This is a genomic window from Streptomyces sp. NPDC059256 (assembly GCF_042753785.1).
GTDB lineage: Bacteria > Actinomycetota > Actinomycetes > Streptomycetales > Streptomycetaceae > Streptomyces.
Window position 1 is genome coordinate 188,464 of record NZ_JBHYZO010000003.1, and the last position, 14,187, is coordinate 202,650.

Here is a 14,187-nt window from a genome sequence, read left to right on the forward strand (position 1 = left end):
GTATTCGCGTCTCCCCGTTCGTTTCGGGCCTTTCGCTCCTGCACGTTTCCCCTCGGTTTTGCACGAGTCCCGAGCCTTCGATACTCATGATCGAATCTACTGCGTCCCGTGACGCCGCCGTGACAAGTTCGTCATGCCCCGCTATGTCTGCATGAGAACTTGGCGCGAAGCATTCGATCACGAAGGGTTCCACTCACGAGGCCCTCAGGGAAGTGCGTCTCACACGCATGGCCCGTCCCCGTAGGGTGCAAGCGCCGCGAATAGTCCTTTCTTGCCAGGTGACAAGGGGGTACACAGGCCATTTCCCCAAGGGAGGGGTGGTAGCGCGAAGTTGGCTGAAACTATACGGGTGCGCACGTGCGAACAGGTAAGCCCCCGGCTTGGATCGGGCGGTCCGAACGGCCTCCGGGCGTTGCCGCGGCTGCCCTAGTGGCGAACCCTCCCGGACGGCCGCTCGGTATGCGTCCGGTGCACCCGGTCGACGGCCCCACGGGCCCCTCGATCGCGCCCGGTTGGGTGTGCCCCCGCCGCCGCGGCGATGCGTTCCGAGCGCCGCAGGAGCACCCGGCAGACGGCGGTCACGGCGACCAGCCCGAGTGAAGCTGCTGCTGCCCCGCCCACGGAGGTTCCATACACGACGAGGACCACCGGTACGAGGAGGCAGCTGAACCCCGCCCAGCGGACCACGTCGGTCGCCGGGTCGACGGTGCGGTGGGCGGCGGACCGTCGGGTCCTGCGATTCGTCCGGGGCGCGGGGACGGGCGGGCGTGCGGACACGGAAACTCCCTGGGGCTGCGGGGTGACCGAGGTCCCAACGAGAGAACCGGTCCTGCGGTCACTGCCGGCCGGGCTCGGATCGGCCAACCCGAACCCGAACCCGAACCTGAACCCCAACGGTCGGGAGCATCGGGTTAAGGGGGCGGCCGGTGCGTCCGCCACTCGGTCCGGTCCGGGCGCCGGATCGTGGCCTCGCTCGATGGCCGGCGTTCGGAGCGGACCGGGCGGCATCCGGGGCACAGAGGAATCCTGCCGGGCGTCCGGGCCCACCACTTGCTTACGGGATGTGCGCACGGGCGGGGGGCGGGAGTGGCGCGGTCGGTCTGGCTCTGAGAGCAGTGAGTCGATGCGATCCGTATCGTCTCGATGAATCCGCGAATGCCCGGTGGCCCGGTGGCCCGGTGGCCCGGTGGCCCAGCGGTCGGGGGTGGGGGCGCTCATCGAGTCGGAGGGCCGCTTGTCCCGGTGCGGGGCTGGGTCTGGGGCTGGGGCGAGACGGTCACGGCAGGCGCACGCCCGCTCCCGGACTGCTGTAGATGCCATCCGGCATTGCCATATGGGGACGGCTCAGGCATCCTCCCTTGAGCGCCCGAGTGAGGTATCGGGCGCTGGGCAGAAGAGGAGTGTCGCCGTACCCTTACGGGTATGGGCCAGGGAAGATGATTCCCGGACACAGCATCCGTCGCCAAGTCATTCCCTCTCATTGAGGACTTCCTTCGCCGAGACACTCATGGCCGGTCACGAGATCCCCGAACCCGCGGACCGCAAGCAGGTAGCCGACCCGCTGTCGGACCCGCAAGCGGCGGAAGACGCACGCCCTTCGTGCGACCCTGCGTTCCGGCATGGTGTGGTCGTCGGCTTCGACGGCTCGACTTCCAGTGAGCGTGCGCTGGCGTACGCCATCGGGATGGCGCGCCGCTCCGGCTCCGGCTTGATCATCGTTCATGTCGCCAACAGGCTGCCGACCACCGTCTGGGCGGGCTGCGAGCCCCCCGTGTTCGTGGACGTCCCGGACCATCGCACCGAGGTGCTCGGTCTGGAGTTGGCCTGTGCGGACTACCTCGCCGAGGTGCCGTGGATCCTGGTGGAGCGTGGCGGCGACATCTGCCATGAGTTGGAAGAGGTCGGTCGGGAGTACTCGGCCGATGCGATCGTCGTCGGCTCGACTCAGGGGATCGTCGGCAGGATCTTCGGTTCGGTGGCCGGCCGCCTCGCGCGACGGGCGCAGCGCCCGGTCGTTGTGATCCCGTAGCCCGTAGCCCGTAGCCCGTAGCCCGTAGCCCGTAGCCCGTAGCCCGTAGCCCGTAGCCCGTAGCCGGGTCGGTGTGTGCCGAGGTCGGGTCTGCATCAACTCCCTTGAAATGCAAGGAAATCTACCGGCGCGTAGAGGTGAATTGTTACCTTGTGAAGGGTACATAAAGGCCGTTGGGGTTGTTCCACAACTGCCTTTCACACAACTGCACAGGAGACGAAGGGAGCCCCGCCGTGGACAAGGAAGTCTCTGCGGGAAGCGCTACTACTTCCACTCTCGGCCATCTCGCCCTCGGGCTGACTCTGCTGGCGTTCGGCATCGCCAACACCGATGTGATCGACGGTGTGACCGTCCTGGACGCCACCGGACTCGCCACCTGGGTCGGTGGCGTCGCCCTCTTCATCGCCGGACTACTCGAATTCCGCGCCGGCAACGGCGGATCGGGTACCGCCTTCGCCGGTCTCGGCGCGTTCTGGTTCACCTGGGGAACCGGCGCGGGGCCCGGAGTCTCATCGGAGGCGGCCGGACTGTTCCTGCTGCTGTGGGCCCTGCTGGCACTGACCTTGACGGTTGCTTCCGCAGGTAGCGGGATCTTCGCCCAAGGGGTGTACGGCCTGCTCACCGTCTCACTGCTGCTGTTGGGCATAGCCGCGCTCGCCGAGAGCAGCGGACTGACGAAGGCGGGCGGTTGGGTCGCCGTGGTGACCGGCCTGGCCGCCTGGTACGGGGCGACGGCCGCGCTGGCGAAGTGGCCGACCTTCTCCGGACGCGCTGCCGGCCGGGGAGTGACGGCCACCGGCTGAGGCCGCGCCGGTCGGTGTGCTCTGGGCCGCGCGCCGACCAATTGAAGTCCCCTCGCGCAAGGTGGCATCGCGCGAGGGGACTGCGCTGTTCACCGGGCTGTTGTGCGCAGGCCCTGTGACGCGCTCGTGCCGACGCATGAGCAACGAGCGCGAGCGAGAGCGGGAGCGGCAGCTGTCGGGGCGGTATGGGTCCGGTGGGCCCGTACCGCCCCGTGGGCCGCGAACTACTCCACGGTCACGGACTTCGCCAGGTTGCGCGGCTTGTCGATGTCCCGTCCCATAGCCAGCGCCGTGTGGTAGGCGAAGAGTTGGAGCGGGATGCCCATCAGGATCGGGTCCAACTCGTTCTCGTTCTTCGGCACGACGATGGTGTGGTCGGCCTTCTCCTGCTCCCGGTGGGCGACGGCGAGGATTCGACCGCTGCGGGCCTTGATCTCCTCCAGTGCCGCCCGGTTCTTCTCCAGCAGATCGTCGTCCGGCACGATCGCCACCGTCGGCAGCGCGGGCTCGATCAGGGCGAGCGGCCCGTGCTTCAGCTCGGACGCGGGATACGCCTCCGCGTGGATGTAGGAGATCTCCTTGAGCTTGAGGGACGCCTCCAGCGCCACCGGATAGCCGCGCACCCGCCCGATGAACATCATCGACTGTGCCCCGGCGTACTCCTCCGCGAGCTTCTTGATGTCCGCCTCGGACTCCAGGATCTCCGTGATCTGTGCGGGCAGCCGGCGCAGTCCGTCGATGATCCGCTTGCCTTCGGAGACCGAGAGGTCGCGGATGCGGCCCAGGTGGAGGGCGAGCAGGGCGAAGGCGACCACGGTGTTGGTGAAGCACTTGGTGGAGACGACACAGACTTCGGGTCCTGCGTGGACGTAGGTGCCGCCGTCGGCTTCCCGGGCGATGGCGGAACCCACCACGTTGACCACGCCGAGGACGCGGGCGCCCTTGCGCTTCAGCTCCTGGACGGCGGCCAGCACGTCGTAGGTCTCACCGGACTGGGAGACCGCGATGTAGAGGGTGTCCGGGTCGACGACCGGGTTGCGGTAGCGGAACTCGGAGGCCGGCTCGGCGTCGGCGGGAATGCGGGCCAGCGACTCGATGAGCCCGGCGCCGATGAGCCCGGCGTGGTAGGAGGTGCCGCAGCCGAGGATCTTGACCCGGCGGATGCCCCGGGCCTCGCGGGCGTCCAGGTTCAGTCCGCCGAGGTGCACGGTGGAGAACCGGTCGTCGATCCGGCCGCGCAGCACCCGGTCCACGGCGTCGGGCTGCTCGCTGATCTCCTTGTGCATGTACGTGTCGTGGCCGCCCATGTCGTACGACTCGGCCTCCCACTCCACCGTGGTCGGCGTCGCGGTCGTCGTCGAGCCCTCGGTGGTGTACGTACGGAAGTCGTCGGCCTTGAGGGTGGCCATCTCGCCGTCGTCGAGGGTGACGATCTGGCGGGTGTGGGCGACGAGCGCGGCGACGTCGGAAGCGACGAACATTTCCTTCTCGCCGATGCCGAGGACGACGGGGGAGCCGTTGCGGGCGACGACGATGCGATCGCTGAATCCGGCGTGCATGACGGCGATGCCGTAGGTGCCCTCGACCGCCTTCAGCGCCTGGCGGACCTTCTCCTCCAGGGTGTCGGCCTGGGAGCGGGCGATGAGGTGGGTGAGGACCTCGGTGTCGGTCTCGGAGGCGAAGACCACGCCTTCGGCCTCCAGCCGCACGCGCAGCTCGGACGCGTTGTCGATGATGCCGTTGTGGACCACCGCGACGAGTCCGTCCGGGCTCAGGTGCGGATGGGCGTTCTCGTCGCTGGGTGCGCCGTGCGTGGCCCAGCGGGTGTGGGCGATGCCCGTGGTGCCGGTGAACCGCTTGGGAACGCGTGCCTCCAGCTCGCGCACCCGGCCCTTGGCCTTGACCATCTTCAGTCCGGACGCCTTGGGGCTCGTGATCACGATGCCCGCGGAGTCGTACCCCCGGTACTCCAGCCGCTGGAGCCCTTCCAGCAGCAGCGGTGCCACGTCGCGACGGCCGATGTATCCAACAATTCCGCACATAGGGTTGTTGCCCCTCCATTGATCGGGTGTGTGCCCGAGCCACGGCCGGCCCTGATCAGCCGTGGACGGCGGTGGGTCGCACGACCCTCAGCCGTAGACGATGCGGCGCAGCTGCCGGAGCGAGAGCTCCGGAGGCGCCACTGCGCGGTGCGGCAGTTCGTCCGCGATCCGCTCGAAGATCTCCGTGTTCGCCAGGCCGCCCGACTGGAGCTCGCGATGGCGGCGGCGGACGTAGTCCTCGGTTCTCTCGTCGAAGTACGCCAGCACATCGAGCACCACCCGAGCCGCTTCGCCGCGCTGGAGGGCGCTGCTGCGGACCAGGTGGTCGATGAGGTCGTCGTATGAGGGTGGACGACCGGGCCGGCGTTGTTCGAGCACCAGTAGATATTGGGGGGCCGAACCGAGCTAATGCAAGAATTCTGCCCGAATCCGGGCAGGATCGGGAGTTAGAGGCGGCCGAGGATTGCCTTCTTGGCGGTGGTGAACTCCTCGTCGGTGAGGATTCCGGCCTGGTGGAGCTCGCCGAGTTCGCGCAGTCTGCGCAGCAGGGCGTCATGGTCGCCGTCGTGGTCGCGGGGGGCTTTCGTGAGGCTCGGGGCGGGTGGTGCCTCGACGGCGGCGGGCTCGACCGATGCGTAGGGATGGGGCATCCGTGCCACGACGGCCGCGGCCACCAGCGCCATCAGCGGATCCTTGCGGAAGCCCCACAGCTCCACGGCGTGCGGGTCGTACTTCGGTGGGGCGGTGGGTGCCGATCGGCCGACGTGGAATCGCAGATGGCCGTTGCCCAGCCCGGACGAGGGGAGCCATTCGACCTCCTGCACCTCGCTCAGGGCGATGGTGCGCGGTCCGCCGGACGACTTGGCCTCCTCCGCCGTCCAGCTCCAGGTCAGTTTGATCTGCTCCCCGTCGAACGCCGCGGTGCCGTCGCCCGCGCTGACGGTGATCGGAAGGCTCGGACCGGACAGCAGATAGCGGTCGACGGGGTCGGTGCCGATCTGCTCGATCAGCAGGGCGTTGCGCACTTCGTCGACGAAGTACTCGGCCACTCCCGCCCGGTCGGTGGAGACCGTCAACTGGTAGGGGTCCGAGCCCTCTTCCAGCTTGCCGCCCGTGGCCTGGAGCAGCGGATCGGCGCCGTCGCGCAGTCGGAGCCGCAGCCTTCCGCTCTTGCGCCCGGTGGCGAACGAGACGCCGGCGACGGCCCGGAGCGGTACGGCGAGTTCCCCCAGGGTCTTGCGCAGCAGACTCACCCCCTTGTCGGAGCCGGGCACGATCCGCACGGTGTCTCCGTCAAAGGTCCAGGTGCCGTCCTTCTGGATGATTTCTGCCATGGGGGCGATTGTTCCACTGTCGCTTGCGGTCCCCGGTGGGGTTGGTTCGTCGGGGGGCGTCGAGCGACGGTCCGGTTGGGCGACGGCCTCTGCGGGAGTGCGGGGGGCGTTCCGGCGCATACGGCGGCGACCTGGGGTTTTACAGGGCTTCGAGGGCCGGATGGGGGGAGGGGGCGCCGCGGGTGCGCGGTGTATGTGACCGTAAGCTCGGTTATTGGTCTATACCTTGACCCCCGTCTGAGGGCACGATACGCATGGTGGGCGTCCTCGTCGCGACGTCCTCGAAGGGAATCAGCCTGTGATAATGCCCGGAACGCTTCCCCGTCTGTTCGGTGCGCTGCTTCTCCTGGGAGGGGCGGGTGTCGGCTGCTCAAGCGGTGACGACGATGCCAGCCCTTCGCAGAACGAGGGCAAACCCGTGCACGCGCTCGGCCGGGTCATTCCCGCCCCCGCCTCGGTGGAGCCCGGCGGCAGCCCCTACACCCTGACCAACACCACAGCCATCCACATCGACGACACCCGCGAGGTGCGGGCGATCGGCGAGTACCTCGCCGGAGTGCTCCGTCCCTCCACCGGCTATCCACTGCCCATCACCGCCGAGTCGGGTACGGGCGGCATCGCACTGCGACTGAGCGCGAGCGACGAGTCCCTCGGCGATGAGGGCTATCGGCTGGAGTCGACGGGCGACGGTCTGACCCTGACCGCCCGGAAGCCCGCCGGCCTCTTCTACGGCGTCCAGACGCTGCGCCAACTGCTCCCGGCCGCGGTGGAGAAGAGCACCGAGCAGAGCGCCGTGTGGGAGGTCCCTGGCGGCACGATCACGGACTCGCCCCGGTACTCGTACCGGGGCGGGATGATCGATGTGGCCCGGCACTTCTTCACGGTCGACCAGGTCAAGCGCTATATCGACCAGCTCGCCCTATACAAGATCAACAAGTTGCACCTCCACCTCACCGACGACCAGGGATGGCGTCTGGCCATCGACTCCTGGCCCAAGCTCACCACCGTCGGCGGCTCCACCGAGACCGGAGGCGGCGAGGGCGGCTTCTACACCAAGGCGCAGTACACGGAGATCGTCGAGTACGCGGGCTCGCGCTTCCTTGAGGTGATCCCGGAGATCGACATGCCGGGGCACACCAATGCGATCCTCGCCTCGTACGCCGAGTTGAACTGCAAGGACACCGCCCCACCGCTGTACACGGGCATCGACGTGGGCTTCAGCTCCCTGTGCGTGGACAAGCCCGCGACCTACGACTTCGTGGACGACGTGATCCGCGAGGTGGCCGCGCTCACACCCGGCAAGTACATCCACATCGGCGGTGACGAGGCGGACAACACCAGCCACGACGACTACGTGAAGTTCATGGACCGGGCGCAGGCCGTGGTCCTCAAGTACGGCAAGACAGTGATGGGTTGGCACCAGTTGGCGGGCGCGGAGCCCGTCGCCGGTGCGGTCGTCCAGTACTGGGGCTACGACCGGACCGAGGCCGCCGAACGCGATCTGGTGGCCGGCGCGGCGAAGAAGGGCACGCTCCTGGTGCTCTCCCCTGCCGACCGCACGTATCTCGACCACAAGTACACGTCGGAGACCGGGCTCGGACTCCAGTGGGCCGGTCTGGTCGAGGTCGACCGGGCCTACGACTGGGATCCGGCGACCTATCTCAAGGACGTGGGCGTCGAGGAGGGCTCGGTCCTCGGTGTCGAGGCCCCGCTGTGGACCGAGACCCTGGCGACCAGCTCGGACCTGGAGGTCATGGCCTTCCCCCGGCTGCCCGGAGTGGCGGAGCGCGCCTGGTCGACGGGCGGCGAGTGGGACGAGTACAAACTGCGGCTCGCGGGGCACGCGGCCCGCTGGGAAGCCATGGGGATCAAGTTCTACAAGTCCCCGGTGGTTCCGTGGTCCAAGCCGTGACCCACGACTCGGGCCGATCGGTTCCGTAGGGCTGAGAACAGCGGGCCCCGGCGCACTCGCGCCGGGGCCCGCTGCTGCGCTGGGGCGAGGGCGGGCGCACTGATCGCTGCGCCTCGGGGTGTCGTCCCCGTGCCTCGGTCTTGGAGCGCTTCCGTCAGTTCGGCAGCCCCAGTTCGCGGGCGATCAGCATGCGCTGGACCTCGCTCGTGCCCTCGCCGATCTCCAGGATCTTGGAGTCGCGCCACATGCGGGCCACCGGGTACTCGTTCATGAAGCCGTAGCCGCCGTGGATCTGGGTGGCCTCGCGGGCGTTGTCGACGGCGACCGTCGACGAGTAGAGCTTGGCGATGGCCGCCTCCTTCTTGAACGGCTCGCCCTGCACCAGCCGCGACGCCGCGTCGCGCCAGCCGACCCTTGCCATATGGGCCCGCATCTCCATGTCGGCGATCTTGAACTGGATGGCCTGGTTGGCGCCGATCGGCCGACCGAAGGCGTGGCGCTCGCCCGCGTACTTCACGGACTCGTCCACACACCCTTGGGCCAGGCCCGTCGCGAGGGCCGAGATGGCGATGCGGCCCTCGTCGAGGATGCGGAGGAACTGGGCGTACCCGCGGCCCTCCTCTCCGAGCAGGTTCGCCAGCGGTACGCGGACGTCGTTGAAGGAGAGTTCACGGGTGTCCGATGCGTTCCAGCCGACCTTGGAGTAGGCGGGGGCGACCGTGAAGCCCGGGGTGCCGGACGGGACGATGATCGAGGAGATCAGTGGCTTGCCCTCGGGGGTGCGGCCGGTGACGGCGGTGACCGTGACCAGGCCCGTGATGTCCGTGCCCGCGTTGGTGATGAAGCACTTCGAACCGTTGATCACCCACTCGCCGGCCGCCTCGTCGCGCACTGCGGTGGTCTTGGTGCCGCCCGCGTCCGAGCCGCCCTCCGGTTCGGTCAGTCCGAACGCCCCCAGCACCTCGCCCGAGCAGAGCCGGGGCAGCCACTCCTGCTTCTGCTCCTCGGTGCCGAAGCGGTAGACGGGCATCGCGCCGAGTGAGACCCCCGCCTCCAGGGTGATCGCGACCGAGGAGTCGACCCGCGCCAGTTCCTCCAGGGCGATGCCCAGGGCGAGGTAGTCGCCGCCCATCCCGCCGTACTCCTCCGGGAACGGCAGTCCGAACAGCCCCATCCGGCCCATGTCGCGGACGATCTCGTACGGGAACTCATGGCGCTCATAGAGGTCGCCGATCTTGGGCGCGATCACCTCGTGGGCGAATTCCTCGACGGTACGGCGGAGCTCCTCGTGCTCGGATGTGAGCCGGTGGTCCAGGGACATGATCACTCCTTGTGGGAGAGCGCGCGAACGGTACGGGAGGGGCTGGGGCGGCCCAGCCGGTCGGCCATCCACACGCTGGTGGCGGTGAGACGGTCGAGGTCGACGCCGGTTTCGATACCGAGGCCGTGGAGCATCCACACGAGGTCTTCGGTGGCGAGGTTCCCGGTGGCGCTCTTGGCGTAGGGGCAGCCGCCGAGCCCGCCCGCCGAGGCGTCGACGGTGCTCACGCCGTGCTGGAGCGCGGCGAGGGTGTTGGAGAGCGCCTGGCCGTAGGTGTCGTGGAAGTGCACGCCGATCGCGGACACCGGCACCCCTTCAACCGTGAGAGCGCTGAGCAGCGCCCCCACATGGCCGGGGGTGGCCACGCCGATCGTGTCGCCGAGGGAGAGTTCGTCACAGCCCAACTCGATCAACTGCCGGGCCACGGTCACCACCTGGGCGACCGGGACCGGGCCCTCCCACGGGTCGCCGAAGCACATCGAGAGATAGCCGCGGACCCGTACGTGCTGCTCACGGGCCCGGGCGATGACCGGGGCGAACATGGCGAGCGACTCGGCGACCCCGCGGTTCAGGTTCTTGCGCGAGAAGGTCTCGGTCGCCGAGCCGAAGACGGCGATGCGGCGCGCACCGAGGGCCAGGGCCCGATCGAGTCCGCGCTCGTTGGGGACGAGGACGGGGAGCGCGAGGTCGTCGAGGTCGTCGAGGTCGTCGAGCAGGGGCAGCAGGGCTTCGGCGTCCGCCAGTTGCGGCACCCAGCGGGGGTGGACGAAGCTCGTGGCCTCGATGGTGGTGAGCCCCGCGGCTGCGAGCCGGTGGATGAACTCGGCCTTCACCTCGGTCGGAACGACGGCCTTCTCGTTCTGGAGGCCGTCGCGCGGTCCGACCTCATGGATGCGCACCCGGGCCGGCAGGGCGCTTGCGGCGATCTGCATGGGCAGTCCGTCAGCCATGGTCGGCCTCCTTCGCCGCGGGCTGCTCCTCGTCGGGTGGGTCGGGTGCCACCACGGCCAGGATCTGGTCCATGGCGACCGTCGACCCGGGGGTGACGTCCAGTTCGGTGACGGTGCCCGCGTGGGGTGCGGACAGCACGTGTTCCATCTTCATCGCCTCGACGACCAGCAGGCTCTGTCCGGCCTCGACCCGGTCGCCGACGGCGACCTTGACCACGGTGACGGTGCCGGGCATCGGCGCGGCCAGGGTGTCGGCGCCGCCGTGCGCGGTGCCGCTGAGGGAAGCGGCCACCGGGTCGAAGTCCGTGACCCGCCAGGAGTCGCCGTCACGGCCCAGCCAGTCGCCCGCGTGGCGGAAGGTGTGGACGAGCCCGTCCGCGGTGACCGTGACGGTGCCGTCGTGGACGGTGCAGCCCGCGGGGGCCTCCCGTTCGACGGGGTCGAGCCCTGCCACGCGCAGCGGGAAGACCAGGGGTGCCGGGGTGCCGCCGAGCCGCCAACCGCTGGGCACCGAGAAGGGGTCGCTCCAGCCTTCGCCCACGGCGGGGGAGAGCCGGTCCCGGCGTAGGGCCGCGGCAGCCGCGTACACCTCGTCGGGTACGCCGGCCGGGATCAGGTCGGCCGCATCGCGCTCCACCAGCCCGGTGTCCATCTCGCCCGAGACGACATCGGGGTGGGCCAGGAGCCGGCGCAGGAACCCGGCGTTGGTGGGCACACCCAGCGTGACGGTGTCGGCGAGCGCCGCGCGCAGTCTGCGCAGGGCGGTCGGCCGGTCCGGCCCGTACGCGATGACCTTGGACAGCATGGGGTCGTAGAGGCTGGACACCTCGGAGCCCTCGCTCAGCCCGGAGTCGGTGCGGATGCCGTGCCCCTGGGGTTCGTGCAGGGCGAGGATCGTGCCACCGGAGGGGAGGAAGCCCCGGGAGGGGTCCTCCGCACAGATGCGCGCCTCTATGGCGTGGCCGGTGAGGGTGATGTCGTCCTGTGCGTACGGCAGGCGCTCGCCGGCGGCGACCCTCAGTTGCCACTCCACTAGGTCGAGGCCCGTGATCAGTTCGGTGACCGGGTGTTCCACCTGGAGGCGGGTGTTCATCTCCATGAAGTAGTAGGCGCCGCGGTCTGTGCCGGGGACGATGAACTCGACCGTGCCCGCGCCCACATAGCCGCAGGAGCGGGCCGCTTCCACGGCCGCGGCGCCCATCGCCGCCCGGGTCTCGTCGTCGAGCAGCACCGAGGGGGCTTCTTCGATGACCTTCTGGTGGCGGCGCTGGAGGGAGCACTCCCGCTCGCCGAGGTGCACCACGTTGCCGTGTGCGTCGGCGAGCACCTGGATCTCGATGTGTCGGGGCCGGTCGATCCACCGCTCCACGAGCAGCGTGTCATCGCCGAAGGAGGAGCGCGCCTCGCGTCGGGCCGCGGCGATCTCCTCCAGCAGTTCCGACTCGGCTCGGGTGAGCCGCATGCCCTTGCCGCCGCCGCCCGCCGACGGTTTGAAGAGGACGGGCATGCCGATCTCGCGCGCCGCGGCGGCGAGTTGATCATCGGTGAGTCCCGAACCGGAGGAGCCGGGCACGACGGGAACACCGGCGGCGCGGACGGTCTCCTTGGCGCGGATCTTGTCGCCCATCAGCGCGATGGCCTCGGGCGGCGGGCCGATGAAGACCAGTCCCGCATCGGCGCAGGCACGGGCGAAGGGGGCGTTCTCGGCCAGGAAGCCGTAGCCGGGGTGGACGGCCTGGGCGCCGGTTCGCGCGGCGGCCTCCAGCAGTCGGGGGACGGACAGATAGCTCTCGGCCGCGGACGGCGGCCCGATGCGGACGGCGGTGTCGGCCTCGTGGACATGGCGGGCGTCCGCGTCCGCGTCGGAGAAGACGGCGACCGAGCGGACTCCCAGGGACCTGAGGGTCCGGATCACGCGGACCGCGATCTCACCCCGGTTGGCCACCAGGACCGTGTCGAACATGGCCGGTGCCGCGCCGGTGGGCCCGGCCGGGTTTCGTGGGTGCTGCATCGTCACGGTGTGTCCTCACATCCGGAAGACGCCGAAGCCGGGCTCACCCAGCGGCGCGTTGGCACAGGAGGTGAGGGCGAGGCCCAACACCTGACGGGTCTCCATGGGGTCGATCACGCCGTCGTCCCACAGCCGGGCCGTGGCGTAGTAGGCGCTGCCCTGCTGCTCGTACTGGGCGCGGATCGGGGCCTTGAAGGCTTCCTCGTCCTCGGTGGCCCAGCCCTCGCCGCGCGCCTCCAACTGGTCCCGCTTGACGGTGGCGAGGACGGACGCGGCCTGTTCCCCACCCATGACCGAGATCTTGGCGTTGGGCCACATCCACAGGAACCGGGGGGAGTAGGCCCGGCCGCACATCGAGTAGTTGCCCGCGCCGTAGGAGCCGCCGACGACGACGGTCAGTTTGGGTACGCGGGCGCAGGCGACGGCGGTGACCATCTTGGCGCCGTGCTTGGCGATGCCGCCCGCCTCGTAGTCCCGGCCGACCATGAATCCGGAGATGTTCTGGAGGAAGAGCAGCGGGATGCCGCGCTGGTCGCACAGTTCGATGAAGTGGGCGCCCTTCTGGGCGGACTCGGCGAACAGGATGCCGTTGTTGGCGACGATGCCGACGGGGTGGCCGTGGATGCGGGCGAACCCGGTGACCAGCGTCTGCCCGAACTCAGACTTGAACTCGGCGAACCGGGAGCCGTCGACGACGCGTGCGATCACCTCGCGCACGTCGTAGGGCGTACGGGAGTCGACGGGCACCGCGCCGTACAGACCGGCGGGGTCGACCTTGGGTTCGTCGGCGGCGGTGACCGTCCAGGGCAGGGGGCCGCGGGCGGGCAGGGTGGCGACGATGTTGCGGACGATGCGCAGGGCGTGGGCGTCGTCCTCGGCGAGGTGGTCGGTGACCCCGGAGACACGGGAGTGGACCTCACCGCCGCCGAGTTCCTCCGCCGTCACGACCTCGCCGGTGGCGGCCTTCACCAGGGGCGGGCCGCCGAGGAAGATCGTGCCCTGGTTGCGGACGATGACGGCCTCGTCGCTCATCGCGGGCACATAGGCGCCGCCCGCCGTGCAGGAGCCGAGGACGGCGGCGATCTGGGGGATGCGCGCACCGGACAGCCTGGCCTGGTTGTAGAAGATCCGGCCGAAGTGGTCCCGGTCGGGGAAGACCTCGTCCTGAAGGGGGAGGAAGGCCCCGCCGGAGTCCACGAGATAGACGCACGGCAACCGGTTCTCCAGGGCGATCTCCTGGGCGCGGAGGTGCTTCTTCACCGTCATGGGGTAGTAGGTGCCGCCCTTGACGGTCGCGTCGTTGGCGACGATCAGGGTCTCACGCCCGCTGACCCGCCCGATTCCGGCGATGACTCCGGCTGCCGGGGCCTGGTCGCCGTACATCCCGTGGGCGGCGAGGGGGGCCAGCTCAAGGAAGGGGGAGCCGGGGTCGAGCAGGGTGTCGACGCGCTCGCGCGGGAGCAGTTTGCCGCGGGCGGTGTGTCGGGCCCGGGCCTTCTCCCCGCCGCCGAGCCGCGCGGCGGCCAGCTTGTCACGCAGTGTGTCCACCAGCTGCCGGTGCGCCTCCTCGTTGGCCTGCCAGGCCGCGGAGGAGGGGTCTGCCGTGCTGGTCAGCACGGGTGCCTGCTGCATCGTGTCGAGCCCCCTTGCCCGGACGACGGTCTCGTACGCCTGGTACGCCGTCGTTCGACCTCAATCGAGTGGATCATGTCGAATCAGTTGGGTTGTGCCGCGGAAATCCAGTTAATGAGCGTTAACGTACTCCTTTAGGTTAACGAGCGCTAA

11 protein-coding genes are annotated in these 14,187 nt (G+C 69.5%); 3 read left to right on the forward strand and 8 right to left on the reverse strand.

The window, feature by feature from the left end; genetic code table 11:
- Positions 1 to 426 precede the first annotated feature (426 nt).
- On the reverse strand, positions 427 to 777 hold the full coding sequence (locus tag ACFXJL_RS08895) for a hypothetical protein (RefSeq protein ID WP_384690567.1): 351 nt from the start codon (positions 775 to 777) through the stop codon (positions 427 to 429).
- A 730-nt stretch (positions 778 to 1,507) separates the two neighbouring features.
- On the opposite strand from ACFXJL_RS08895, the gene ACFXJL_RS08900 reads away from it, so the two are divergent.
- Together ACFXJL_RS08900 and ACFXJL_RS08905 are read left to right on the forward strand one after the other, a co-directional pair.
- Positions 1,508 to 2,029: a universal stress protein gene (locus ACFXJL_RS08900; RefSeq protein ID WP_329019360.1), complete on the forward strand. Its 522-nt coding sequence runs from the start codon at positions 1,508 to 1,510 to the stop codon at positions 2,027 to 2,029.
- Positions 2,030 to 2,262: 233 nt separating this feature from the next.
- Positions 2,263 to 2,832 (forward strand): acetate uptake transporter, encoded by a 570-nt coding sequence (locus ACFXJL_RS08905; protein WP_358877465.1) that lies wholly within the window; start codon positions 2,263 to 2,265, stop codon positions 2,830 to 2,832.
- Between the two features lie 224 nt (positions 2,833 to 3,056).
- Here ACFXJL_RS08905 and glmS read toward each other — a convergent pair whose 3' ends face one another.
- The 3 genes from glmS to ACFXJL_RS08920 form a co-directional block, all read right to left on the reverse strand.
- Positions 3,057 to 4,874, reverse strand: a complete 1,818-nt coding sequence (glmS, locus tag ACFXJL_RS08910) for a glutamine--fructose-6-phosphate transaminase (isomerizing) (protein WP_358877466.1) — start codon at positions 4,872 to 4,874, stop codon at positions 3,057 to 3,059.
- An 87-nt stretch (positions 4,875 to 4,961) separates the two neighbouring features.
- Complete coding sequence (locus ACFXJL_RS08915; protein WP_329019349.1) at positions 4,962 to 5,252, reverse strand: hypothetical protein; 291 nt, start codon at positions 5,250 to 5,252, stop codon at positions 4,962 to 4,964.
- 68 nt (positions 5,253 to 5,320) lie between these two features.
- On the reverse strand, positions 5,321 to 6,208 hold the full coding sequence (locus ACFXJL_RS08920; RefSeq protein WP_358877467.1) for a DUF4429 domain-containing protein: 888 nt from the start codon (positions 6,206 to 6,208) through the stop codon (positions 5,321 to 5,323).
- Between the two features lie 304 nt (positions 6,209 to 6,512).
- Here ACFXJL_RS08920 and ACFXJL_RS08925 point away from each other — a divergent pair, with 304 nt between their 5' ends.
- Positions 6,513 to 8,120, forward strand: coding sequence for a beta-N-acetylhexosaminidase (locus ACFXJL_RS08925; protein WP_384632056.1), 1,608 nt, complete (start codon positions 6,513 to 6,515; stop codon positions 8,118 to 8,120).
- A 154-nt stretch (positions 8,121 to 8,274) separates the two neighbouring features.
- Here ACFXJL_RS08925 and ACFXJL_RS08930 read toward each other — a convergent pair whose 3' ends face one another.
- From ACFXJL_RS08930 to ACFXJL_RS08945, 4 genes are all read right to left on the reverse strand, one after another.
- The gene (locus ACFXJL_RS08930; RefSeq protein WP_329019341.1) at positions 8,275 to 9,441 is read right to left on the reverse strand and encodes an acyl-CoA dehydrogenase family protein; all 1,167 of its coding nucleotides are present in this window, start codon (positions 9,439 to 9,441) and stop codon (positions 8,275 to 8,277) included.
- A 2-nt stretch (positions 9,442 to 9,443) separates the two neighbouring features.
- On the reverse strand, positions 9,444 to 10,391 hold the full coding sequence (locus ACFXJL_RS08935) for a hydroxymethylglutaryl-CoA lyase (RefSeq protein ID WP_384690574.1): 948 nt from the start codon (positions 10,389 to 10,391) through the stop codon (positions 9,444 to 9,446).
- Positions 10,384 to 12,354, reverse strand: coding sequence for an acetyl/propionyl/methylcrotonyl-CoA carboxylase subunit alpha (locus tag ACFXJL_RS08940; protein ID WP_384691348.1), 1,971 nt, complete (start codon positions 12,352 to 12,354; stop codon positions 10,384 to 10,386). Before ACFXJL_RS08940 ends, ACFXJL_RS08935 begins: the two co-directional genes overlap by 8 nt.
- A 63-nt stretch (positions 12,355 to 12,417) precedes the next feature.
- Positions 12,418 to 14,034, reverse strand: a complete 1,617-nt coding sequence (locus ACFXJL_RS08945; RefSeq protein WP_384690577.1) for a carboxyl transferase domain-containing protein — start codon at positions 14,032 to 14,034, stop codon at positions 12,418 to 12,420.
- Positions 14,035 to 14,187 lie beyond the last annotated feature (153 nt).